The following is a 26323-nucleotide window of genomic DNA, read 5'->3' on the forward strand; positions in this document are numbered from 1 at the left end:
GAAAGAAGGGTATTAAAATACCAGCTGCCTAGTAGATAAGATTGTTAAATAGGGTATGGTTTAAAGACAAAAACACTCTGCAAAACTTTTATTTTTAATCGGCCAATCGATAACCCACAGCTGGTTCAGTTAAGATATATTTTGGACTAGCGGGGTTAGCCTCTAATTTTTGTCTGAGCTGTGCCACATGGACTCGTACGTATTCAGGACGGTCTATGTACTGCGCTCCCCAAATATGGCTTAAGATTGCATTATGGGTGAGTACTGTATTTTTATTTTGAAACAGTAATAATAATATTGCGTACTCTTTTTTAGTGAGTTTTATCTCATTTCCAGAAGAGGTTACTCTGTGCTTTTGTGGATCTATTTTTATATTCCCGCAGGTAAATGCCACACTCGGCTGGCTCTGGGTACGTAATAAAACCCGAATCCGGGCTAGCAACTCATTGGCGCTAAACGGTTTGGTAATATAGTCATTTGCCCCATTATCAAGCGCAGTGACCTTTTCAACTTCGCCATCTCGAGCTGATAGCACTAAAACAGGTAAGGCACTCCATTGTCGAAACTCAATTAACCAGTCTTGACCATCCATGTCTAGCAGGCCTAAGTCTAACAATACAAGATCGTAACTTTGCTCACTTAAACGTGCAAAACCATCTAACCCTTTATCACAAATACTTAGCTCGTAACCACTGGCTTGCAACAAGGTTTTTAAAAAGCTTTGTAGAGGGGGAGAATCTTCTAATATCAAGATTTTAGTCATTACTTTTTTCCCAGATTAACTTTGCGTGCGCCATATTTGTTTCGTTATTAATTGTTAATGTAAATGTGCCCTGGTGAAATTTAGCAACCACATCACAAATAATGCTGCCTAACCCAACGCCTTCATCGCTACTTGTTTGCCCTTTAATTACCAAGTTATTAGTTAGAAGTAACTGATAAACTACCTTTTGCTGATTAGTACTTTGCGTAAATTCAACGCTCACCTTTTTATCACCATAACGCCATGCATTTTCGAGCATATTAGCCAGCGCAATTTCTAACAAAGTCACATCCCCTTTGCATGTTGTCTGAGCGTCTATATTGGTATTTATGATAAAATCAGTGAGTTGCTGCTGTCTTCTAGCTTTAGCTTCACTAAGTAGTGCTTGTAAGTTTATTGTTTGCCAACTTAGATTTTCACCCATTTTATTAACTCGGCTTAACTCCATTACTTTATCAAAGTGCTCATTTAGTATTTTACTTTGCTCATAAATATTACTCGCTTGCTCTTTTATCACGCTGTCACTGAGGGTAATCTCATCATCTGCAAGCATGCTCGATGCGCCCATAATAGTCGCCAGTGGTGTGCGTAAATCGTGAGACAAACTGCGTAAAAGTGCATTTTTAGCGCGCTCTAATTCCGCTTGCACCGAAATAGCAGCCGACTGTTGGCGTAATAACGTTTTTTCATGTACCTGATAAAGAAGCGAAATAGCGGTGTCCGCAAAGGATTTTTGCCCTTGCGTTAACCGTTTAGTAAAATTAAACCCGCCCCAGCTAGGGTTAACTTCACTAAGCAATATAAACTCACTATTGCCCTGCGATGCTGCAGGTATAAATGTACAAAATGCGTTTAAATGCTTGCTGATCCGCTGCACAAAGTACTTTTTTTGTTCATCCAGCGTATCTAAGCTGTTTAAGTCTTTGGCCAGTTCGTACAAGGTGCGACTATTACTTGCATGTAATTGCACATCCCTAACTTTAGTACTGAGCTCCCCTGCCAATTGGCTGATCACAAAACCAACAATCAGCATAACCATAAAGGTTACTAAATATTCTATGTTTTCAATATGAAAAGTAAAATTTGGGGCAACAAAAAACCAATCTGTACACGCCACACTCACTAAGGTGGTCAGTATGGCAAGACGACGATTACTGCGCACAGCAACCCAAGTCACCCACAATAACTGAAGCATCACGATATCAGTGGTAGTAAACCAATTACGTACAGGGTAAATGGCAATAACCACAATTAATGGCATTATTACTGCCAAAAACAATGCGTTATACCAACGTGGTTTAGCCTCTGCCTGATTCATTAATTATTCCTCTAACATTTGAGCACCTAGATTACTGCCTTTTCGATATTGCCTCTATAAAGTTTTTATAAAGTTTTTTATCTGATTCGTTAAATCTTTATAAAGCTTTTAACGCCTACCTACATTGTTACTTTAATAACTCATATTCTAACTTCAGCAGAAGGAGTAATACGTATGTTGGGTTGGATAAAAATAATGATGCTTACAGCCTATATATTAACTGTTTATTGACCAAATGAACTTTACCACTTCTCTCTTTTAACTTTAATTTAGGTATCAACATGGCACATTTTACAGTGATCGGATTGGGTCGATTTGGCATTGCAGCAAGCCTTGAGTTAATTCATTTAGGGCATACAGTCACTGGGGTTGATAGTAACCCTAAACTAGCTGAAAAATATGTTGAGCATTTATCTGAAACCGTTGTTTGCGACTCCACTGATGAAGCCGCACTTAAAGAGCTTGATTTAGCGAGCAGTCAGGCCGTTTTAGTGGCGATTGGAGAAGACATGCAATCGAGCATTCTGTGCACCCTTGCATTAAAAAACCTAGCTGGTAAGCAAATATGGGTTAAAGCGAGCACCAAAGCCCATCACACAATTATTTCTAAGCTAGGTGTAACACGCATTATTCATCCTGAAGAAGAAATGGGCGTGCGCGTTGCACAAGCGCTTAATTACCCTGTAGTAAACGACTATATTTCCTTAGGCAATGGCTTATACGTTGTTGAAGTAAGTATAAAAGCGCACTTACATAAAACAAAACTAGGGCATTTACTTAAAGAAATAAAAGGCACTGTAAACCCATTATTGGTCAAGCGCGCAAAGCAAACGTTTGTCAAACTTGATGACGACTTTGAGTTACTTACCTACGACACTTTACTGTTATCAGGTAATCGAGTCGAACTAAACTATCTTGCACCAAGGCTTTTATAACTATGGTTTTATGGCATCCCCTCAAAACGCCTATTGAGCGAAAAGTCAGTGGGCATAAAAAACTCAATGCGGCTCCACCGCTTATTTTATGTTGCAGTTTTTTAATATTAATAACGCTTGGGGCATTGGCGTTAAAACTGCCTTTTGCAACCTATGAGCCTATTTCATGGATACAAAGTGCGTTTACAGCAACCTCTGCGGTGACTGTAACTGGACTGGTTGTCGTCGATACCGGTTCAGTGTTTACTCCTTTTGGACAAGGCGTTATTGCGCTATTAATTCAACTAGGCGGTCTAGGTTTAATGACCTTTGCGGTTGTAACTTTAATGGCACTGGGTAATAAAGTTGGCTTTATTCAAAAAACAGTGACTAAAGCTGCATTTAATCAAACAGATACATCTACTTTGGTAAATACCGCTAAGTCTGTTTTGCTGTTTGCGCTAATCGTTGAATCTGTAGGCATTATTATTTTAACGCTGTATTGGCTACCCGAAATGGGCTTACAAAAAAGCTTTTTTCATGCACTTTTTTATACTATTAGCGCTTTTAACAATGCAGGGTTTGCATTAAGTCCTAACAGCTTAATGCAGTATGTAGAAGACCCCGTTGTAAATTTAACAATTACCTGTTTGTTTATTATTGGTGGCCTTGGCTTTACCGTATTAACAGATTTATATAAGTCAAAGCGTTGGGCTAAGCTCAGTCCCTACAGTAAATTAATGCTGATCAGCACTGTTATTATTAACGTTATTGCATTGTTGCTTATTTACGCAATTGAATACGATAACCCAAAAACACTGCAGCCGTTATCTGAAATAGGGAAATGGCTAGCAGCTTGGTTTCAAGCCGTTACTCCTCGTACTGCGGGGTTTAATACCATTGCTATTGAAGAATTAAAAAATGCCAGTACCGCTTTAACTATGATGCTTATGTTTATTGGTGGCGGGTCTTTGAGTACTGCAAGTGGCATAAAGGTCGTTACGTTTATCGTTTTAATATTAGCAACCTATAGCTACTTAAGGCGTGACAAGGGCGTCACCGTGCTACGCCGAGAAATAGACAAAGATTCAGTGTATAAAGCATTAGCCTTAACCGTTATTTCAGCGGGAGTCACTTGGTTGGCTATTTTTACATTACTGGTCGTTGAAGATGCACCTTTTTTAGATATTGCTTTTGAAGCGGTATCGGCACTGGGTACGGTAGGACTTTCACGCGGTTTAACGTCATCGTTATCACCGCTGGGGGAGTTTATCATTATGTTTTTAATGTTTATGGGCAGAATAGGCCCGCTCACTCTCGCCTACTTTTTAGCAAGTCCACGAAGTAAAAAACTAAGATACCCAAGCGCACAACTCTCTATTGGTTAAAAACACAAACGCGGGTTTATTAGTTAGTCCGTATTTTTAAATACCGGCTATTTCGCGCTCTGTAATACACTCGTTCGAGGCCATTTCAAACTCACGGCAAGTAAGTGGGCGATTTTCGTAAATAGTACACATTAGCGTATTGCGGTCGAGTGCTTGGCACCAACCATCATCGCCGCGTTTCATTACTTCACTGCCCCACTTGTCGTAATCAATGTACTGAAAAGGCACACCGGTGTCGATTACTATGCGCACTTCTAATTGGCAACAACACGCTTGGCAGTTAGCACAAGTAACGGCGGTTGTATCGATATTTTCAACAGCAATGATTGAGTTTGACATACAGACTTATGAGAAATGATATACAACCTACAGGATACACGAGCGGAGCAATGGTGACAGTAAAATAACTGTCAGATTTTATAAACATCGTCATATGTAATTAACCAATTACTAAAAAAGCGTGCTGGTTAATCAGCACGCTTATTAGTTACGGATTAAAAAGTGAAAACCACTTTAACGTTATCCGATACAGCCGATGAAGAAACAAAGCCAATGGTGTTAGGGTTAGCTGAGACCATTTTGATCACTTCACTGTCATTTTCTAACTCTTTAGGCGGTGTGCCTTTTCCTGTAAAAATCAGTTTTGACCAATACGCTTTTAACTGGTTAGAAGTTTTGTTGAGCAATTTACTATTAAATTGCTCGGTTGCAGCACTGCTTGATTCTTGAGATATTGGAATGATCTTATTACCATTACTAAATGACTTTTCTTTTCCTGTATAAATTCGACTAATAACAGACTCATCAAAACTACTTTCATTTGAGGGATGCACAATAATAGCAAAATCTGCATAGGCGAAGTTAGTAAACAAGAATATTACACAAAATATTAATTTTTTCATCTTACTTCTCCTTAAAATACAACATCAACACCAAGGGTGATTGCTTTACTATCACCAGCCACAGCTAAATCAAACGAATCATCTTTAACCCTATCGTATTGCACTTTAAATGCCGCTGACGGATGAAAGTCCCACCTCACACCAACAGCAAATGTATTATGCTGCTCTGTATCGCCCTCACCTTCTTGTTCAAAGTCTGAAAACATGACATAGGGGGTAATTGAGTCAAAACGATAGCCCGCACTGATCATATAAGTATCAAGATTACCATCTAGGTCTAAGCGGTTAAGTTCACTTAAAACAAAAAAATCACCAAAATCAAGATTTGCAGCTAAGCCATAAAATTTACCATCTCTGCTGTCTTTACCGTCCCACAAAACGGGTTCACCCGCGCGAAAACGCTTGTTGGTATATTGCATGTGGGTCACTCTTAGTTCGAGCCAGTCACGATTAAGTAGTAGTACGCCGCCTAGCATATCTTCCCAAATTTCTCTTGTCGGCTCTTGAAAGAAGAAGTCTGATAACAGTTTGTTATCGTCATCATCTTCTTTACCGGTATAAACATTTGCAGATACTCCCCAGTCACCTACAGAGCCTGAGTAAAGTAAATTAACCCCCTCGTAGTTAAATACTTGCCATGTATAGTTGTCAGCAGGGGCCCGCATCCACACATATGCATAACCTACATCGAAGAAGTCTGAATAATAAAATAGTGGTAAACGCTTCTTACCGGCTTGAATAGTCCAATTATCGTTAATATCGTAAGAAATATAGGCCCATTCAAAATTTGCCTCAAAGTCGTTAACTCCTCTGGCAACTAGCTGACCAGTGACAGAAAGGCCTTCACCTAAATCGCCTGATACCTGTAATCCAATCAAAGACTCTGGCGAAAAGGATAAATCTTCAGTGTAGGCACTTACATTTGGGTAGTCCGCAAGAAAGGTTGGTTCAACGCCATATTGCGGGACACCGGTGCCGCTTAGCACTTTACCCGCATTAATACTCGCGAAACCTGAAATATTAATTTCAGCATAACTACTTGCTGATACAAATACCCCCAATAGTATAATTTTTTGCAGTTTCATTGATCACCTCATTATTATAATGGCCGTCATAGCCAATTTGAGTATAGTAAAGCGAAGAAAAGAAACAAAAAATTAACACTTTTTTATTTTTAGACTGGTTTTTCATATTAATTAGGCGCCGACCTTGATAGCAATATTGCTTTAATTTCGCTGTAGCGCTGTTGCTCACACAATGCGAAACCACTTAATTGGCGTACTTTATTGCGTGCAAATAGCGGCACACTCATTCCCGCTAAAAATCGACATTGGGTTTCAATGCCAACATTATGCACCCCTTTCGTTGCCATATGTGCCAAAAACTCATCCACCTTTTGATATATAAGTACTGTATCAATTTTTGCAGGAGTGATTGAATATTCAAGCTTGACCGCATGTCCACGGCACACACTACAATGCCCACATTGCTCGGGCGCATTCGCATCATCAAAGTAACGGGCTAAGTTATAGCTTAAACAAGATTGCAGCTCAAAAAAGCGCACCAAAGCAGCAATCCGTTTTATTTCAGCTTGCTCTTTATCGGTAAAGTAATCATGTAACTGCTGGGCAAGTGCAGGGTTATTAATCACCTCGCTATGCACTTTGTACACTTGAGTAATACGCTTAGTTTCAAGGGTGATAAGGTTTTTTTCTGCTAAATAATCAAGCGCGGCTACAACACGTTTACGGTCAACCTGTGCGGCTTGCGTTAGGGAGTCAAAGTTAAGTGTGCCCCATATTTTTTTAAAGTCGGTATGGCTAAATATTTGCGATAAAAAAGCTTGGCGCTGCTGATCAAACTGATTAAGCAACTCATTTTTATCAACTAAAAATTTATACTTAAAATCGGCGTAATACGCATATTGCGGGGTTATTGCACCTTGTATTTCCAATTGTACCAGCAAGGTTTTAAGGGCAAGCTGGCGAATATTACTTTCGCTAGAAAGACTATATTCTTGCATTTCCCATTGCTGTTGAGCTTGGCGAATATCGTTAATAACATATTCAATACCGCTGAGCTCTGGGGTATCGCCGTACACAAAGTTTTCTACTGTATTTAAGCCATCTAGATTAGCCAGCGTATAACAATTCGATGGGTTGCCATCACGTCCTGCACGGCCAATTTCTTGGCTGTAGTTTTCAATTGATTTAGGTAAATCGTAGTGAATTACAAAACGAATGTCTGATTTATCAACCCCCATGCCAAAGGCAATAGTGGCGACCACTACATTTATTTTTCCCGCCATAAAATCATCTTGAATTTGTCCGCGCAGGTTGTCTTCAAGCCCTGCATGATACGCCACCGCCTGCAGGCCCTGTGCGCTTAACATATTGGCCACTTGTTCAGCACTTTGCTGCAGCGTGACATACACAATACCGGGGCCGGTTTGCGTACGGACAATTTCAGTAAGCTCAGTATTTTTATCAGCCGTTTTAACACTCAGCACATTTAAATCTAAATTAGCGCGATAAAACCCCGTTTGCACAATGCATTTTGGATCAATAGCAAATCGCTCTGCCATATCGCGTTTAACTTTTTTAGTAGCGGTGGCGGTTAATAGTAGCACTAACGGAATATTTAGCTCTTCACGGTAACGAGGTAGTTTTAAATAATCGGGTCTAAAGTTATGACCCCACTCTGAAATACAATGCGCTTCGTCTACTACCAACATAGAAAGTGCCACTTGGCTAATAAACTCTCTAAAGCGCTCGTTTTTAAAGCGCTCAACTGACACCATTAACACTTTAATTTTACCACTGCGCACGTCGTTCATTACCGTACTGCTTTGCATTTGATCTTGGCTTGAATCAAGACTTGCGGCATAAATGCCTTTACTGTTTAAAAAACTTATTTGATCTTTCATCAACGCTAATAATGGCGATACCACCAAGGTTAAATGCGGTAAATGTAACGCAGTAAGTTGATAGCACAAGGATTTACCCGATCCAGTTGGAAATATAGCCAGTGATGATTGGCCATTTAGCAATTGCTCTATGGTTTGTTGTTGCCCTGCTCTAAACTGATTAAAACCAAAATGTTGCTCAAGAGACTGAACTAGCGAGGTACTCATAAAAGCGTCCTTTTTATGTCGGTGCCCATAAATACTGTAAATGCGCAGTAGATGAAATATTTGCATATCAGTATACAGCATATCATTGGATTTATTGCTGACATATCCTTCAATTAGGCGCACACTATAGTCCTATAAATGCATGCTTTGCCAAAATAATTTTTTGATACCCAAGCCATTTTAAAAATCAACGTACAGAAATTGCTTCGGTATATTATTTTTAAGGGCATAGTCATGGACAAAACCATACCAAAAATTGTCATCATAGGCGGTGGCGCTGGTGGGCTGGAGCTAGCAACTCAATTAGGGCACAAATTAGGAAAGAAACAACACGCAAATATATTACTCATTGATAAAAACCGCACTCATATATGGAAACCGTTATTGCATGAAGTAGCAACCGGCTCTATTGATGCCGATTTAGATGGCGTTGTATACTCAGCGCATGCGGCCAAGCACCACTATAACTTCCAACTTGGTACCTTTTGTAACCTCGATAACAATAATAAAACCATTACCTTAAGCCCTCTATATGACGAGTTAGGGCATCAAATATTACCTAAACGAACCGTTCACTATGATCATTTAGTTATTGCCATTGGCAGTGTCAGTAACGACTTCAACACCCCGGGTATTAAAGACCATTGCTTTTACCTTGATTCAAACCAACAAGCCGAGCGTTTTCAACACGCCTTACTAGATAACTTTACTCGCCTTCATCAAGACGACGACCCATTGCATTCATTAAACATTGCTATTGTTGGCGGTGGGGCAACTGGCGTTGAGCTCTCAGCTGAGTTGTATCATGTTTCTGATTTACTCAAAATATACGGTTTAACCAATATGTCGGCGAAACGCTTGCACATACATTTGATTGAAGCGGGTCCCAGAATTTTACCTGCCCTGTCTGAGCGAATTGCTAGCTCAGCCAAACGTGAATTATTAAGATTAGGGGTTACCGTACGAGAAAACACCCAAGTTAAACAAGCAACCGAGCATGGCTTTATCACTAATAATGACGAGCAAATAAATGCGGATATTATGGTATGGGCAGCAGGAGTAAAAGCCCCTGACTTCATTAAAGAGCTAGACATATTTGAGCTGACACGTAGCAATCAAATAAAAGTGAATGATTACTTACAAAGTAGCCTAGACCCTCAAATCTATGTGCTTGGTGATTGCTGCGCGTTTACCCAAGACGATGGGACGCAAGTGCCGCCACGCGCACAATCGGCTCATCAAATGGCGCAATGCGTTGAAAAAAATCTAATTGCTACACTACGTGAGCAGCCCCTGAAAAAGTTTGAATATAATGACCATGGCTCACTGGTAAATTTATCGCGCTACAGTACGGTGGGCAGCTTGATGGGTAACCTAACCAGTAGTAGCTTTTTTATTGAAGGTAAAATTGCCCGCTTTATGTATATTTCACTATATAGAATGCATCAGCGCGCTATCCACGGCAGTGCCAAAACCTTTGCTTTGTGGATCAGCGAAAAGGTGCTGCGTGTTGTTCGCCCAAAAATGAAACTACACTAAATAACCTGAACTCCGGATAATAAACATAAATATCATTTTGATTAAATATGTTAGTAAATCTCTTAACTAGATTTCAGGTTAAATAGCTACATCAGCCGCGGTAATAAATAAGATTAAACAAATATTTATTACCGCCGTCTTTAATTTTTCACAATTCCCATATAAATTTACATAAACCACTCACGGAATTTAGTAATGACCTTTAAAACGCTTATTTTTAATTTTGATGGTACCGGCAGTGAACCCCGCGACGCAGACCAGTTTAGTACAGAGCATTTTAAAGAAGACGCCAGTATTTCTAATATTCTAAAACTACACTTATTGCTCGGCGGTAAACTTGATGATTCACCCACTACCCCATTTTCACAGCAACTAAGCTTTTATTACCAAGGCATAGGCACCAAAGGAAGTCGTTTAAAACGAATTTTAAATCAAACACTTGCCCCACGTTCTGAAGATGTGGCCAGCATTTTGACTCAGGCTATCACAGATTTTAAGCAGCATTATCAAAGTGGCGATACTGTTCTACTTACCGGTTTTAGCAGAGGCGCTGCATTAGCAAGGCGTTTTGCTAAATGCCTAGAGCCATTAATAAATGAGCAAGTATATTTGTGTGTTTTTGACACCGTGGCCTCAATTGGCCTGTCAAAGATAAATAAAGCGACCCGTGGCGCAGAGCATGTGGTTTTTGAAAACCATACTATTGCCAATAATGTAGCTGGGGCCCTGCATTGTGTTGCGCTTGATGAGAAACGACGGGCCTTTGAGCCCACATTAATGAATCAACAAGCAAACATTACCGAGCTGTGGTTTGCAGGAGCCCACTCCGATGTAGGAGGAGGCTACTATCGCGATGGGCTTGCCGATATTTGCCTGCGTTATGCGCTTGAGTGGCTCATTGCTCAGCCGCTATCGGTTTCGTTATTAACCAGTCATGACATAGACTATGAAAACCTTTTACCTGAGAGTAACTTGGTTGCCCAAGACGATGTGACTGTTATTCCCGATCCACTGGCGCTAAGTCATCAGCAAAATTACTTTTGGTTAAACCCATTTTTCAAGCTGGTTGATAGGCAGTGCTGTGTATTAATTAACGATGAAATTAGCCACAACGCTCCATTAATACATCACAGTGTTGCACAGCGAATTAATAAACTAACCAGCTATCGCCCTGAATCGTTAAAAAATATACATTATAAAATGATTTACAGCGATGACAGTACACTAAACTTTATGGGGCTAAGTGCTCATATAATGCTCGCCAATCAAAATATGAGCTTACTGAGTGTTAATCAAAGCAAAGATGTGATGGTGTACGCTAGTGAAGCCTACAACGCTACCGGCTTAATGCTTGCCCAAGATGCAACCTATCGCTTTACTCCTTACCCGAACCAATTTTGGTATGACGATGGTGTAAAGTGCCCTCCTTCTGGCTGGCATCGCGATAATGTGCAACTCGGCGTTAAAGAAATCCCTATGGCATTACTTGAGCCATTTAGGCGTTTAGCCACGGCGCAGTGGTTTAGCTTAATAGGAACAATTGGCCAAAGCGATGACCATGCATTTGAAATTGCCGAAGGCGTTGAAATAACCATTAAAAAATCAGGAGAATTTTGTCCATTTGCTAATGATTTAAGTCGTTTTTATGGGGCGAATGCTGGCAGAATAAAGCTCAAGGTAACACGCTTAAGCTGATAAAGTGCCCTAATAATCAGTGCACTTTATACTGCAAAGTGCACTGAGCTAGGGATAGCTGGTGGATGTTATTGCTTTTTCATTTTATGCCCTTTCACGGCATAAAATAATATAAATAAGTAACAAGGTAACAATACAGAGTAGCCAGTTTGTAGCGAGGTAAAGCCGCTCAGTAAGCCCCATAACACCGGACCAAATGCACCGCCCGCTATACCCATTACTAACAGTGCTGAGCCTGTGCTGGTTAGTTTACCTAAACCCGATAACGCAAGTGGGAAAACCGCCGGCCAAACAATGGCGTTTGCTAAGCCTAAAAAGGCAATTAGCAGTAAAGCATCTGGTAAATTAGCGCCTCCTAAAGGTACCAGTATGGCATTGGCAATAACAAAAGACTGCGCATCAATAAACAAAATGCACAGGGTGATCACAATACCCAATACAGCCGATGCTGTTAAGGCCGCTTGTTGAGAGATAAATTTAGGGATAAGTAAAATACCTAAAATATAACCAAACACCATAAACATCATAGTGTATGAAGTCATTACCCCATAGTTTTCAATACCCAGCGATAGTGCAAAAGTACCTATGGTATCGCCAGCAATAACCTCTACCGCAACATACAAAAAGATAGCAATTGCACCTAACACCAAGTTTGGATGAGAGAGTGTTTCACGAATTTCACCTTTGTCGTTTATTGCTTCTACTTCATCATTGATAAGCTCAGGCAGCGGAGACTTTTTAACCGCAAAAGCTAATACACCAATAAATAAGGCCATGCCTAAGTAAGGTAAAATAAGACCATTTGCCATATCATCAACTTGCTGTTGGCTTAGCTCTGTGCCTACCGTACCGGTAAAGTTACTTAAAATTAAGGCGGTAAATACCATCGGTGAGATAACTCCCGCGCCTTTATTTAAAATCCCCATAATACTAATACGTACAGCCGCCGATTCTTCTGGCCCTAAACGAACTACATATGGGTTAACCGCGGTTTGTAATAAGGTTTGCCCTGCGCCCATTACCAACTGCGCTAGTAAAAATAAAGGAAAAAACTGCGACATAGCAGCAGGAATAAACATTAAGCCTGCTAGCATCATACAGCCCATCCCCAATGCCATACCGTTTTTGTAGCCGACCTTTTTGATCAGTACTGCCGAGGGCAGCGCGGTAAATGTGACCGCAATATAAAAGGAAAATAAAATTAACGACCCTTGAAATGGGGTTAATTGTAAAATTTGACTTAAGTAAGGCATTAACGAGCCATTAAGCCAAGTAGCAAAGCCCAGTATAAAAAATAATACCGCTACAATGGCCATGGGAACCACGCTACTATTTTTGGACGTATCCATAACATTGGTTGTCATGTTATTTTCCTTTATTTATATTTATTATGTTGTTAACAAACCTGAGCGCCGCCAATCCACGTGCTAATGACTTGTTGTTGTGTGTTTAATTGTACAAAATCTGCTGGACTACCCAATATTAATCGCCCGTGTGTGGCAGGCAACTTTAAATACTGAGCAGGATATAAACTCGCCATTTTAAGCGCTTGCGCTAATGGCTGCTTTAAATGAGTTACAGTGTTTCTAACAGCGTTTGCCATATCAAGCGCAGAGCCGGCCAACTCACCTGTTGTAGAGGTGAGTTTACCATTCTCTAAGGTGACAGTTCGGTCAAAAAAAGCAAACTGAGTATCATCTGTTCCCACTGGTGGCATCGCATCAGTAACTAAAAATACGCGCCCCATTGGTTTTGCTTTTAATGCCAGTTGGCATGCTGCGTAATCAACATGATGGCCATCAACAATTAAGCCACAATAAGTATCATCATTTAATAATGCACAGCCAACCACTCCCGGCTCACGCCCTTGTAGTGGTGACATAGCATTATACAAATGCGTAAATCCGGTTGCCCCAGCATCAACGCCCTGTTGAGCCTGTTCAAAGCTTGCGTTGGTATGACCTAAACAAACCTGAATCCCTAAATCGCACATTTTGGTAATATCGCTTGGTAGTACATTTTCAGGCGCTAAGGTGACTACGACTTTACCTAAATCTTGACGAGATAACACCTGCCACTCTTGTTCAGAAATAGGACGAATAAAATCAGCGCTGTGAGCCCCCTTTTTTGCCACTGACAAATGCGGCCCTTCAAAGTGAATACCAATAATACCTGGCGTTTGTTGGGCTATCGCCTGAGCAATTACATCGGCTGCTTGGCGCATTACTTCTACAGTGTCGGTAATTAACGTTGGCAGCATAGCAGTTGTACCGTATTTGGCATGTGCTAGCAGTATTTTTTTAACCCCTGCAACACTGCTAGTACGGTTAAACAACTCACCGCCACCGCCATTAACTTGTAGGTCAATAAAGCCAGGTGCGACTAAACCCGTTAGGTGCTCGTCTGCCTGCTGTACGTTATCATCTATTGCCGTAATAATACCCGCATCAACGCTTAGCACTTTGTCGTTAACAAAGTGCTCGCCATCAAAAAGCTCTGCTACATGAATTCGTTTAACTGACATTTATAATGTCCTTGTTACTTTTTTAAGCCCCTTTGGCTCATCAGGATTAAAACCACGGCTTAATGCCACTTTTGCCACATCAAGATAAAAACGCTGTAATACTAAAAATGGCGCCAATCGCGGATGTACTTTAATACCTTGTTGGTTAAGGCTAATCACTTCTGCACCGCGTTTTTTGACCTCAGCAATTTGCTGCTGATGTGACTCTTTGGTTTCATCATCAACCGAACAATCTAAAATCACTAACCCTTGCTCAACTAAGGTCACCGGACCATGTAAAAACTCCGCACTACTAAATGACTCGGCATGAATAGCACAGACCTCTTTAAGCTTAAGTGCCATTTCTTTTGAGATAGAAAACCCTAAACCACGTGCCAATACCACCATATTCTTAATATTTGCAAACTCAGTAGGTTGTAGCTGAGTTGGCGAATCTATAATGGCATTAAGCGCGCTAGGTAACTCGTCAAGCCCTTGTAATAATGACTCATTTTGAGTCCAATTAGCAACAATATGTACTAGGGCTGATAACGTTGCCAAATAGCTTTTTGTTGCCGCCACCGAAATTTCATCGCCGGCTTTAAGAGGAACAAAATCATCGACTATGTCTTGTAGAGGTGACGCTTCATCGTTAACCAGCGCAATACAATAAGCGCCCGCCTCTTTCGCCATTTTTGCCTGGGCAAGAATGTCTGGGCTGCGTCCTGATTGAGAAATTACAATCACAACAGCGCCTTCAAGCTTTAATGTTTTACCATATACACTCGCCACTGATGGCGCTGCTGAACTGACCGGTACACCCGCTTCAATTTCAATTAAATACTTACCAAAAACGCCAGCATGATCTGATGAACCGCGACCAATCATCATAACCACCTTAGGGGCCATATCGCGAAGCTTATGACCAATTTTTTCCACTAAAGGTTGGTTGGCAATAATTTGCTTTTCAATAACATTTGGCGTTTGCGCCGCTTCTTTTTCCATTAGTGTGTTAAACATCATAACTCCTGGCTGCTGTAATTAACGTGCTGTTGTTTAGCGTAAAGTACAGACCCCATTTCTGGTGACGATAATGGGGCTGATAAAATAGCTTGTATGTCTGGGTCTAACCATGTTGTCATCACGGTTGATAAGCCACCAATAAACGAAAGCCTTGGTGGGTTTTTATCTAATAATTGTCGTGCAATGTCGCTTAAATAAGCGCCACCTTCTTTTAAAATGGCAATTGCTGTGGCATCGTTCGCCTGTGCTGATTGAAAAACACAACCTGCAAGTTGCGCAAAAAAGGCTGCAGGCTTATTGGCAATCACTTCAACAAGTTGCATTGCATCGCTGACTTCTAAATACTTCATTAACAAGTTAGTAAGCGCACCACTTGGAATTAATTTATCTAGGCTAAGCAGCACATACTGACAAGCAGTAAAGCCAATCCATGCACCACTGCCTTTATCACCATGTGGAAAGCCATGACCACCAATCATAAACGATTGGCCATTAACGTATGAAAATCCACACGAGCCAGTGCCAGCAATCATCACTGCGCCATCCTCGCCCTGATGAGCGCCCATACAAGCAATAAGTAAATCAGTAGTTAAGTGCATGGTTTTAAATGGGTGTTGCCATTGTGTCATTTGATTATGCAAACTTGGTAAGTTAACCCCTGCTAGGCCAACCCCTGCAATAAGCTCAGATAAAGGCGTATCTTTAAGCCCTGCATCTTGTAATGCTAAACGCGCTGATTGCTCAATAGAATGAGTTGCTTGATTAAAACCATGTAACGGGTTACCTGGACCTGCCACACCGGTGCCGACTATGTTATTACAGCTATTGACGATAATTGCTTTACATTTAGTGCCGCCGCCATCGATCCCCACAAAGAGTTGATTGTTTTTAATATTGTTGGTGATCATTTTTGCCTCTTAAGTTGTTCGACCGTTTTGCAAAACACTAAAATAAAGCCGGACTGTCATACTGTATGAATCTTATACTAGCACAAATGACAGCGTTGTCATTATTTTTATTTACAAATAAATAACTTCTTCAATCGTCAATAGTTTAACGGAAAACGCACCTTAACGGTGCGTTACTTTAAGCTTTCTGCTTACACGACTAGCTGATGGAGTCTTAGATCGAACCCATACATCTTGTGTTACTTTGACAGGTTGTGTGTAGGTTTGCCATTGCTCATCACCTTGTTTGTATTCAATCACTAAACCAGGGTAAGCAATATTGGCGTACAACATACTATTCTCAATTTTAGCACCTGCATTTGCAAGACGATAATGCACATCAGCACGTTCTAATTTGGCAAATTCTTTTAGCCCCATGGTAGCAGCAAAAGTTTGCCATTGCTGATCGCGCTGCTGTTTTAATTCAGGGCTAAAGCGATTTGTTTGTTGGCTGTAAACAAAGCCATTGTGATCATACGGTACCGCCCAATCTGCTTTATGCCAAGCGCGCTGTGCCAGCGATAATAATCGTGGGAATAGCTTATATTCAGCCATATTATTGGTACGCGTATTTTCGCTCCATAATTGACCCTGAATACCCACAAAACGTTTATCTTTAGCTAAAGGCGCGGATACGACCTTGCCTTGCTCATCATGCTGTAATGTGTCATCAGCTACATAAGGCTTATCTTCTCTATCAAGCCAAAACTCAGCATGAATAGGCAAATTATCTGGCATAAACTGAAATATTTTCTCAGTATTTATGTGCCTTGAAGCCCAGTAATAACCATGCTCTTGTGGGTCTGCCTCATACGGAAAGTCAAAATACAGCACATCTGGCGACGAAAGCACTGCTTGCCAATTTCTATTGGCAAATTCATGTGCACGCTGATGGCCATTCCACATTAATAAATCCCAAATATTACCTTGCACAACCTCTGGCATATTCTCTGGGTTAGTATGCGATAAGCCATCGCTCCATGCTGCGGTTTCAATATTCATATCAGCCAACATATTCGCGATACGTTCAATAAAATAACTGCCCAGCTGACCTGCTTCGGTAATTTCTAACTTATTTTGTTTAATAAAATCAGCACAAGCAGGTGAATCGACCCATGCTCCGGCGGTTTCATCGGCACCTATGTGATAACGAGTTAGCGGATGCTGTGCCTCACTATGAATACTTTTTACTTGTTCCATTACTTCACGGATAAACGCATAAGATGAGTCTAAACACACATTAATGGTATTGTCGTTGTAGTGCTGTACCGACGAATAGAGCGTTGTATCAAGCGGGTCATAAAGTAAAAACTGTTCGGCTTTTTGTTTATCGCCTTGTTGTATATATTTATTATAACGCGCTTGCATGGATTTAATCGCAGCGCGAGAATGTCCTGGCATATCAAGCGATGGGATCACCTGAATGTGACGCGCACTGGCCGCTTTAAGTATTTCTTGGTAATCAGCTACCGAATAATAGCCGTTTGCTGCACTTGAAGTATCAAGCCCTGCGCCTAGCTGTGGCATTAAACATTGCTGCTCGCTTTGATCAAAACAACGCTTTGCACCTATATCTGTAAGTTCAGGCAGTGATGGAATTTCTAAACGCCAGCCTTCATCATCACCTAAGTGTAAATGTAGCTTGTTAAGTTTATAAGCAGCCATTTGATCAAGTAACTTTAAAATAAAGCCTTTATCACGAAAGTTTCGCGCTACATCAACCAATACCCCTCTAAACTGATAATGCGGTGCATCAATAACTTCTCCCACAGGTAATATATTACTGTTAACCTGATATAAGCTCGCTAAACTTTGCAGAGCATAAAAAACACCCGTTTCGTCAACTGCATCGATTACAACCTCATCGGCTTTAATTGCTAATTTATAACTACCATTAAGCTGATCTTTTTTAACAGTGGAATTAAGTGTGACCTTAATTGCCGCTGCATCATCGCTTAAATTAATACCTAGTAGTTCAAGCCGCTCGATTGCAGCCAATACACTTGATTTATTAACTTCTGCATAATTAATATTAAGCCCTTGGCTAATATCAAGCGTTTGAGTTTGACTAAACTCGCTAACGCGTGGGGTGGGTATAATTTGCTTAGCAATGACATAACTTGCTTGATTTTGCGAGGTTAAGTAAGCTGAAAAGTCATACTTTTCATTACGCTCAAACAAGCGCTCAGCAGTAAGCCACTGTGTTTTGTCGCCCGCAGTACGTTTAAACTGACGAGTGTAATCGGTATAAGGTTCTACATGAGGTAATAGCTCTAAGCCAGTCTCTGTATCAATTTTAGGCTTTGTACTTTCAATCACTTTAGCGGTGTCGTTATTATTCACCACGATATAGTTAGGAATAGCGTCGCTTTGCGATAATGACCAAAAATGCGCATAAAAAGTAATCGTTTTAGTCTCACCGGCTTTAAAGCCAGTAAACCCATCTTTAAGCTCAATGACATGAATATCGCCATTAACGTGTTTAATAGTAAATTCATCGCTAATCGACTTTTGTATAGGCGTAATTTGACTAAAGTAAATTTTCCATTGGTTAAGGTTAATTGCCGAGTTGGCAGTTAAATGTAAATTCGCTTTAAAACAGTGACCGTTTTCAATATCTGGATCGCACTGTGCTGATGGGCGGTTATCAACTTGCTGATATTTTATTTGTAATGTGTTAGCAAGTAACTCCACCGCACTATCGTTTGCAGGCCTTAGCTGAACCGATGCCGTATTTTGTCCTTCAACATTGCCCTGACATGCACTTAAACCTAGTGCTAAGCAGCATGCTGTCAGTAATGATTGAATCTTCATTCGCTACTCTCCCTTTATTATTAACTTAGTCACTCAAGCATCTCTTTCAAATGCTAAAAATTAAGCCGATTTTTCAATGCATTTATTCTTAGTGCGGTTAGTTTATAATGTACCATCAGCTAAAAAATATTTTATGCTTTAAATTAATCACTATTCATATCTAGTAATTGCTACCTTAGCCAAACAATCCACTACGTAGGTTCTAAATAATAATTAACATTGCGCTTTAATTTATGACAACGCTGTCATTTGACTGTTAATGTATCCTTTTTTTTCTTTTATAGCTACATAGGGGGCAAAAAAGATACAAAAAATTTACATGCATACGTCTTTTTTTATTTTAAATCACTGTATTTAAATGAGATTTAAATATTACTAAATCATTACCTGAAACTTTATCTACCATTCTCTCAAGAAAGGCGTATAAATTAACTGTTAAAATTCAATGATGTCTTTATAATTTAGTCGTCAAATAATAAAAACCGAGTACTGTTAACCGCTTTTGCTGTAGTCGTTAACCGATAAAGATAAATTAGTATAGTACCCAAAATGATATGTAAAGGTCTATTAAGCCGATGAGAACAACAATAAACGACGTGGCAAAAGATGCCGGAGTATCAATAAAAACGGTATCAAGAGTAATAAATAACGAAACCTCGGTCCGTGACAACACCCGTGAAAAAGTCATGGCGTCGGTCGAAAAGTTGAACTTCCAGCCAAACTTAGCAGCAAGAAGTCTTGCAGGAACAAAAGCTTACAGCATAGCTTACATTTACGACAATCCTAATGCGTACTACATTATCGACATGCAAAATGGTATTTTAGATGCGTGCAAAAAGCAGGGGTTTGAACTACTTATTCACCCATGTGATGCCAAAGAAGCGCATATTTTTGATGAAATTACTAATATGATCAAACGCACTCGTATCGCGGGAATCTTACTCACCCCGCCCTTTTCTGAAATGCCTGAGTTTGTTGAAAAGCTAACTCAACTAGACCTAAAAGTTGTGCGTATTTTATCAGGGCACAACGCGCCTGATTCATTAACACCCTGTATTATGATTGACGATAATCTCGCCTCAAAGTCAATTACTGAGCATCTAATTAATAACGGCCACACGCGCATTGGCTTTTTAGCCGGTGGCAGCGAGCATAACTCGACCAAAGAGCGCTTGGAAGGTTACAAAGCGGCGCTAACCCAATACGACATTCCTATAGATCCAAGCTTAATTATTGATGGCGAATATTCATTTGAGTCGGGGGTTGAGGGCGCTAAAACACTCATTAGCCAAACAAATAGGCCAACCGCTATCGTCTCATGTAATGATGAAATAGCCGCCGGTGCGTTATTTGCAGCCAGATTAATGAACATTGATATACCCAGCGAGCTTTCTATAACAGGGTTTGAGGATAGCCCATTCTCGCGTCAAACATGGCCAAAACTCACCACGGCTCATCAGCCAAATAATAAAATTGCTGAAGATGCGGCTAGCTTATTAATAGCCCAAATTCGTAATGGCAATGACCGCGATATTATAAAACTATACACTCCTGAGCTCGTCGTTAGAGACTCTACCGCACGCCCTCTTTAGCTTAGGTTAACCATATAATTCACTTCTGCGCTGTAACAAAGGGTCAGCGCAGAAGTGAATTAAAAACGGCCTACTTTTTGAATATACCTTCTGTATTACTGAGTTTATTTACAATAAAAAGCGCGGTAAGTTAAAACTTATCGCGCCATTACAAACTCTTCGAAGGTTAAAGCCACATGAGTTATTTTAGTAAATGAAAATTACCCCTCACTTATCGCTGTATTTAAACCGGCCTCAGCATCAGCGAGCATAGCAAACTCCTCATCTGCACTTTTGGCCACTAAATGTTTAGAGCTAAAGCCAAAGTAATACGCCGCACCGACTATAAACAGCACCATAGTGTATAAAAAAGCACGGGGGTCAAAGGCGTACACGCCAGTCAAAGCAATCAAGGATAAACACAATGCTATGCTTGAAGTGACAATGCCGCCAGGCGTTTTATAAGGTCGAGGTAAATCAGGTTGTTTTAAGCGCAACATTATATGACTGAACGCCATTAACGCATACGATACCGTTGCCCCCACTACCGCCATAGCTAACATTAAATCGCCCTCACCACTTAGTGAAGCTAAAAAACCAAATACAGCAGGAACAATAAGCGCTCGTGCTGGCACTTTACGCGCTGTGGTAATTGATAACGAACGCGGTAAATACCCCGCACGCGATAACGCGAACACCAATCGACTATAGCCATAAATAATAGAGAAAAATGAAGCCACCAGCCCCGCTAATCCCAGTATATTAACCACGGTTGCTAAATCGCTATTGCCCGTCGCATTTAACGCATCCACCAGCGGAACTGCGCTAGCGCCCATTGCTGTTGCACCTGCTGCGCCGGGTACTAACACAACCACTAATAACGCGGTAAACAATAAAAATACCATGGCGCCAATAATGCCTTTAGGTACATCTTTAGCCGGATCTTTTGCCTCTTCAGCCGCCAATGGCACGCCTTCAACCGCTAAAAATAACCACATAGCAAAAGGTAAAGCTGCCCATACCCCATACCAACCCAAAGGTAAAAATTCATTCGCACCTGCGGCATCTGTTACTGCAACATCAAATAAATTGGTAGCATCAAAATTTGTAATTAAAACCACTGCCGTTGCAACAATAGCCAGTACCGCTAAACCGCTTATTACCATCATTACTTTTAGCGCTTCACCTACTCCAGCTAAATGAATACCTACAAACACCAAATAAAATAGTGCATAAACCCATGGGCCATTGAACCCCGTTAACGCCTCCACTGCAGAGCCAATAAATATCACAATGGCGGCCGGTGCTAACGCATATTCAATTAATACCGCAAGACCGGTTAAATAACCACCCGTTGGCCCCATTGCTTGACGAGCAAAACTATAACCCCCTCCAGCAGCAGGAATAGCAGCCGACATTTCAGCCAGCGATAACACCAAAGTTAAATACATAATCGCCATTAGCACTGCCGCTATCGCGAAGCCGCCCCAGCCAGCTTCTGCAATACCAAAGTTCCACCCAGCAAAGTCACCTGAAATCACATACGATACCCCTAACCCTGCCAGCAATAACCAACCTGCAGTGCCACCTTTGAGCTGCCTTTTTGCTAAGTATTCTGAATTATTAGTAGACATAACATCCTCTTTATCGATATTTCATTTTTATTGTTAATTACCGTTATTCCGCATTTAAAAAATGACGGCTCGATTGTTGATGCTCAATCACATCATCCTGTGTCCGATCTTTTAAGTTCACTCCTGTTAGTTTTAATGTTTTAGCTTCATTTAATAAGTAGGCTGCCCGACTTGCCGCATCAATATAGGTCAAACCAGCAGGACGAATATTAGATATACAATTACGCAGCGAATCGTTAAGCCCTGTTTTAGGCTCCCAGGTTAAATAAAGCCCCAAGCTATCTGGTGAGCTAAGCCCCGGGCGTTCACCAATGAGCACCATCACAATTTGGGCATTCAATAACTCACCAATATCATCACCAATGGCTACTCGCCCTTGTTCAACTAAGGTGATTGGAGCAAGAGTAAGAGGCTTATTAACGCTCAACTGTGAAAGTAATTCAGTTATAAAAGGAGCTGCATTTTTTTGAACCGCCAACGATGACAAACCATCAACGACCACAATGGCTAAGTCATACTTTTCTTGGGTGCTTTGCTGTTGCTCAGCAACAAAATCAAGTAATAATTGACGACTATGCTCATTTAGCTTTCGACCTAAATCTGGTCGTTGTAAATAAGTAACTCTATCAACCGCTTGGCTATGTAAATGCAATACACGCGCATTAGCTGCATTAACAGTCGCTAACTTTGCTTTCATTCCATTGATATCAAGTGGAAAATTGACTGCATCGCGCGCTTGCGCATGCGACAGTTGAAACGCCAGCATTTCAGAGGTTGGTAAACTAATACCCGCTCGACCAAGTCCTATGCGGGCATCAGTAAACTGGCGTAAGTCACGCCATGGGTTGTGTACCACATTGCCATTATTTTTATGATCAATATTAGCAAGGTCATTTGATTTAAAATCTGCAGTCATGAACGGCCTCCCGCCAGTGCATCTAACGGCTTAGCAAATGCCGCGGGAAGACTGTGCGATAAAGTAACATCGCTACTGTTTTTCATAATGTTCATGTTAGTAAGCCACTTTTCAAATTCTGGCGCGGGACGAGAGCCTAGAACTCGGCGCACGTATAACGCATCATGAAATGAGGTAGTTTGGTAATTGAGCATAATGTCATCGGAGCCCGGAATCCCCATCACAAACGAGCACCCAGCTACACCAAGCAGCGTAAGTAAATTATCCATATCATTTTGGTCAGCCTCGGCATGATTGGTGTAACACACGTCACATCCCATCGGAATACCCAGTAATTTGGCACAAAAATGATCCTCAAGCCCCGCGCGGGTAATTTCTTTGCCATCAAATAAATACTCCGGGCCTATAAATCCCACCACCGTATTAACTAATAGCGGATTAAATTTTCGTGCAACGGCATACGCGCGAGTTTCGCAGGTTTGCTGATCTAGCCCGTGATGAGCATTAGCCGAAAGCGAGCTGCCTTGCCCTGTTTCAAAATACATCACATTATTGCCTACCGTGCCACGCTTTAGACTCAGCGCGGCATCTTGTGCCTCAGCTAAAGTATTTAAACTAAAACCAAAACTCGAATTGGTGGCTTCTGTTCCACCAATAGACTGAAACACTAAATCAACTGGCGCCCCCGCTTCTATGCATTCAATCGTATTAGTGACATGGGTAAGCACACAGCTTTGGGTAGGAATTTCATATTTTTGAATCACCTCATCCATCAATGTCATCAATTTAATAGCCTGCGCCACGTTGTCGGTTGCGGGGTTTATACCTATCACCGCATCACCATTACCGTACAGCAACCCATCTAAAATACAGGCGGCAATGCCGTTAATATCATCTGTTGGGTGATTAGGTTGTAAACGCGTGGATAAATGCCCAGGTAAACCAATGGTGTTTCTAAATGCACTGGTTACATGGCATTTTTTAGCAATAAGGATAAGATCCTGATTACGCATTATTTTGCTAACAGCCGCAGCCATTTCCGGAGTGATCCCCTGTCTTACACTTGCAAGTACCGAGGGAGTTGCAAAGTCACTTAACAACCAATTACGAAAATCTCCCACGGTTAAATGAGCAATCGCCATAAATGCATTAGCATCGTGATCGTCCATAATTAAGCGAGTTATTTCATCGTCTTCATAAGCAATCAGTGCCTCATTTAAAAATGCCTTCAACGGAATATCCGCTAAGGTCATTTGAGCAACCGCTCGCTCTTGCGCTGATTGTGCAATAACACCCGCTAACCTGTCACCTGAGCGATGAGGAGTGGCTTTTGCCATTACTTGCGCCAAATTTTTAAAATTATACACCTGCGTGCCCAGTGTATATCGGTGCCTTTGCCCCATGATCTACTCCACATAACAACTAGTTCAAACCTTGGTACAGGTTTTGCTGACCTATAAGCTATAAATCAATTTTGTTTAGTTTCAAGAGAGCTTAATTCATACCAAGACACTATCGAATTTTGGCAAATCTTCATTTTTAGCTTTATTTCATATAGTTAACTATAGTTACAGGTGGTAACTTAATCTTAATAAAAATAAAAAAGCAAAGAGTAACTCCATTATGACGCAGCAAGATTTAGCTAGCGCACCACAAAAGAGCATGGTGCATACCCAAGATATAGATGAGCAAGCGCATAATCTAACGCAGTGGCAGCAAAAATATGATCAGCTCAGTGATGGGCGATTTTTTGGGTGTATAGAAAGCGTGGATTATTCTAATATTCATGCATTTGAAGAATACACAGAGCGTGCTCTTCACCAACAATGCGCAATAGCGCCACGATCTATTTGGCTTGGGATCCCAAAGCAGTCGCAGCAGAGCAAAATTAATGGCTTAAATGTGGCAAGTAATCAATTTATGTGTCGCACTAGTGAGAGTAACTTTGAGCTTATTACACCTGAGCAGTTTAATATTTATGGTTTAGTAATAGACATGCAATCGTTAGAACATATGGCTCAGATACAAGGGATGCACTTAAAAAATATAACGTCTTCAGATACTGAGCGACTGACAACATGCAACGCCATGCTAAAAAGTGCCCGGAGTATAATAAACAGTATGGTTAGCAACAACGCTTTTGGCCTAAATGCCGATTTACAGCAAGATATGCTTAATATGTTGGTATTACATTTACTAAACGAACAGACTCCGTGTCAACGCATCGCTCCCAGTTATAAACACCGCAAAGCGGTCGTTGATAAAGTTAAAGATTATATAAAAGCGCATCCACAAAACACGGTAACAATTACTCAATTATGCGAACTCACCTTTGTGAGCAGGCGTACCTTACAATATAGTTTTGAGAGTATTTTAGGGATAAACCCACTGCGGTTTTTACGTTTAACTCGATTAAATAATGTTAGAAGAGAGCTAAAATTAGCAAAGCAAGATAAACCCATTTCTGTGGTTGCTGCCAATTGGGGGTTTTGGCATGCAGGGCAATTTACCAAAGACTACACACAATTATTTGGTGAGAACCCTTCGCAAACAGTTAGCAACCATGCTTCTTACCTGAAAGATTCTAAATCGATAATACATGGATAACGAGGGTACGGCTTCGAGCTTCGAGCTTCGAGCTTCGAGCTTCGAGCTTCGAGCTTCGAGCTTCGAGCTGCGGGAGGCGCTGCGCTGAAAGAATAGATTTAAGGGCTGATATGACTAGGTGCTAGACTGTTTGCACAAGCTCGCTACTCGTCACTCGAAGCCCGTTGCCTTCTCATTTACTCCTCATTCACTTCTCTTTGTGCAAACATGTTTTAAGTGATTAATTCACAAAGAGGTCATGAGACGCTGCGCGGAAAGAGAAGGCTAAAGGTGCTAGGTTGTGTTCGCTGCTCGTGACTCGAAACCCGTCGCTCGAAGCCAGCCTTATTCCGGTAAGTCAAAAGCCCTATTTGATCGGTGCTAATTAAGCCGCGATTAAATAGGACTCTTGTCCTGCATGTTTGTTGTTACGTTTAAACGAACCTTTACCTTTTTTAGCTTTAACCACTTGCGGTTTAAATACTTTAGAGGTTACCAGTGCCGCCAATGCGTTGTGCTTTATCACTCCTCGACCGGTGTCTACTGCGGATTTATTAACCGCTTTTGCTTTGCCTTTTTTAGCCATTTGTTTTTTCCTATTAGTAAAATGAGAGGGATACATATCCCACACTGATATTGATGGCGATTGTATGCTTAATTTTCAAGCATGCAACCAT

At 41.0% G+C, this 26323-nt stretch carries 21 protein-coding genes; 6 read left to right on the forward strand and 15 right to left on the reverse strand.

The features are described 5' to 3' along the window. Nucleotides 1-94 precede the first annotated feature (94 nt). Both FHG08_RS15520 and FHG08_RS15525 read right to left on the reverse strand, forming a co-directional pair. Nucleotides 95-763 (reverse strand): response regulator, encoded by a 669-nt coding sequence (locus tag FHG08_RS15520; protein WP_010389477.1) that lies wholly within the window; start codon nt 761-763, stop codon nt 95-97. Continuing rightward, nucleotides 756-2081 carry a DUF4118 domain-containing protein gene (locus tag FHG08_RS15525; RefSeq protein ID WP_178956977.1) on the reverse strand — a complete coding sequence of 442 codons (1326 nt, stop codon included), beginning with the start codon at nt 2079-2081 and terminating at the stop codon, nt 756-758. The genes FHG08_RS15520 and FHG08_RS15525 overlap by 8 nt, the downstream gene beginning before the upstream one ends. Before the next feature lie 281 nt (nt 2082-2362). Here FHG08_RS15525 and FHG08_RS15530 point away from each other — a divergent pair, with 281 nt between their 5' ends. Then, entirely contained in the window at nt 2363-3016 is a 654-nt protein-coding gene (locus FHG08_RS15530; protein ID WP_178956978.1) for a TrkA family potassium uptake protein, read from the forward strand. Between the two features lie 2 nt (nt 3017-3018). Continuing rightward, a complete protein-coding gene (locus FHG08_RS15535) occupies nt 3019-4383 on the forward strand; it encodes a TrkH family potassium uptake protein (protein WP_178956979.1) in 1365 nt (454 codons plus the stop codon). 36 nt (nt 4384-4419) lie between these two features. Here the strand turns inward: FHG08_RS15535 and FHG08_RS15540 are convergent, their stop codons facing one another. The 4 genes from FHG08_RS15540 to FHG08_RS15555 form a co-directional block, all read right to left on the reverse strand. Continuing rightward, the gene (locus tag FHG08_RS15540) at nt 4420-4722 is read right to left on the reverse strand and encodes a YkgJ family cysteine cluster protein (RefSeq protein ID WP_178956980.1); all 303 of its coding nucleotides are present in this window, start codon (nt 4720-4722) and stop codon (nt 4420-4422) included. Nucleotides 4723-4877: 155 nt separating this feature from the next. Next, entirely contained in the window at nt 4878-5285 is a 408-nt protein-coding gene (locus FHG08_RS15545; protein ID WP_178956981.1) for a substrate-binding domain-containing protein, read from the reverse strand. Between the two features lie 11 nt (nt 5286-5296). Beyond that, the gene (locus FHG08_RS15550) at nt 5297-6370 is read right to left on the reverse strand and encodes a porin (protein WP_054201437.1); all 1074 of its coding nucleotides are present in this window, start codon (nt 6368-6370) and stop codon (nt 5297-5299) included. 107 nt (nt 6371-6477) lie between these two features. Next, entirely contained in the window at nt 6478-8418 is a 1941-nt protein-coding gene (locus FHG08_RS15555) for an ATP-dependent DNA helicase RecQ (protein WP_178956982.1), read from the reverse strand. Nucleotides 8419-8652: 234 nt separating this feature from the next. Here FHG08_RS15555 and FHG08_RS15560 point away from each other — a divergent pair, with 234 nt between their 5' ends. Then, on the forward strand, nt 8653-9957 hold the full coding sequence (locus FHG08_RS15560; protein WP_010389488.1) for an NAD(P)/FAD-dependent oxidoreductase: 1305 nt from the start codon (nt 8653-8655) through the stop codon (nt 9955-9957). A gap of 195 nt (nt 9958-10152) precedes the next feature. Further along, a complete protein-coding gene (locus FHG08_RS15565) occupies nt 10153-11652 on the forward strand; it encodes a DUF2235 domain-containing protein (RefSeq protein WP_054201440.1) in 1500 nt (499 codons plus the stop codon). A 68-nt stretch (nt 11653-11720) separates the two neighbouring features. Here FHG08_RS15565 and nagP read toward each other — a convergent pair whose 3' ends face one another. The 5 genes from nagP to FHG08_RS15590 form a co-directional block, all read right to left on the reverse strand. After that, on the reverse strand, nt 11721-13016 hold the full coding sequence (gene nagP, locus FHG08_RS15570; RefSeq protein WP_178956983.1) for an N-acetylglucosamine MFS transporter NagP: 1296 nt from the start codon (nt 13014-13016) through the stop codon (nt 11721-11723). Nucleotides 13017-13048: 32 nt separating this feature from the next. Next, complete coding sequence (nagA, locus tag FHG08_RS15575) at nt 13049-14176, reverse strand: N-acetylglucosamine-6-phosphate deacetylase (RefSeq protein ID WP_178956984.1); 1128 nt, start codon at nt 14174-14176, stop codon at nt 13049-13051. Then, nucleotides 14177-15175 (reverse strand): glucosamine-6-phosphate deaminase NagB-II, encoded by a 999-nt coding sequence (gene nagB-II, locus FHG08_RS15580; protein ID WP_178956985.1) that lies wholly within the window; start codon nt 15173-15175, stop codon nt 14177-14179. Further along, nucleotides 15175-16086 carry an N-acetylglucosamine kinase gene (gene nagK, locus FHG08_RS15585; protein ID WP_178956986.1) on the reverse strand — a complete coding sequence of 304 codons (912 nt, stop codon included), beginning with the start codon at nt 16084-16086 and terminating at the stop codon, nt 15175-15177. The genes nagB-II and nagK overlap by 1 nt, the downstream gene beginning before the upstream one ends. 162 nt (nt 16087-16248) lie before the next feature. Next, complete coding sequence (locus FHG08_RS15590) at nt 16249-18939, reverse strand: family 20 glycosylhydrolase (RefSeq protein WP_178956987.1); 2691 nt, start codon at nt 18937-18939, stop codon at nt 16249-16251. Between the two features lie 575 nt (nt 18940-19514). Here FHG08_RS15590 and FHG08_RS15595 point away from each other — a divergent pair. Further along, nucleotides 19515-20531 carry a LacI family DNA-binding transcriptional regulator gene (locus tag FHG08_RS15595; protein WP_138605738.1) on the forward strand — a complete coding sequence of 339 codons (1017 nt, stop codon included), beginning with the start codon at nt 19515-19517 and terminating at the stop codon, nt 20529-20531. 200 nt (nt 20532-20731) lie between these two features. On the opposite strand, the gene eat is transcribed toward FHG08_RS15595, so the two are convergent. The 3 genes from eat to FHG08_RS15610 are packed head-to-tail and all read right to left on the reverse strand — an operon-like array spanning nt 20732 to nt 24463. After that, nucleotides 20732-22144, reverse strand: a complete 1413-nt coding sequence (eat, locus tag FHG08_RS15600) for an ethanolamine permease (RefSeq protein WP_076918807.1) — start codon at nt 22142-22144, stop codon at nt 20732-20734. A 43-nt stretch (nt 22145-22187) separates the two neighbouring features. After that, nucleotides 22188-23060, reverse strand: a complete 873-nt coding sequence (gene eutC, locus FHG08_RS15605) for an ethanolamine ammonia-lyase subunit EutC (protein ID WP_178956988.1) — start codon at nt 23058-23060, stop codon at nt 22188-22190. Next, nucleotides 23057-24463, reverse strand: coding sequence for an ethanolamine ammonia-lyase subunit EutB (locus FHG08_RS15610; protein ID WP_178956989.1), 1407 nt, complete (start codon nt 24461-24463; stop codon nt 23057-23059). The genes eutC and FHG08_RS15610 overlap by 4 nt, the downstream gene beginning before the upstream one ends. A gap of 220 nt (nt 24464-24683) precedes the next feature. Here FHG08_RS15610 and FHG08_RS15615 point away from each other — a divergent pair, with 220 nt between their 5' ends. After that, on the forward strand, nt 24684-25667 hold the full coding sequence (locus FHG08_RS15615; protein WP_178956990.1) for a helix-turn-helix domain-containing protein: 984 nt from the start codon (nt 24684-24686) through the stop codon (nt 25665-25667). Between the two features lie 364 nt (nt 25668-26031). On the opposite strand, the gene arfA is transcribed toward FHG08_RS15615, so the two are convergent. Continuing rightward, nucleotides 26032-26232 carry an alternative ribosome rescue factor ArfA gene (gene arfA, locus FHG08_RS15620; RefSeq protein ID WP_010389506.1) on the reverse strand — a complete coding sequence of 67 codons (201 nt, stop codon included), beginning with the start codon at nt 26230-26232 and terminating at the stop codon, nt 26032-26034. Nucleotides 26233-26323: the final 91 nt, after the last annotated feature.

This window comes from Pseudoalteromonas sp. Scap03 (genome assembly GCF_013393115.1).
GTDB lineage: Bacteria > Pseudomonadota > Gammaproteobacteria > Enterobacterales > Alteromonadaceae > Pseudoalteromonas.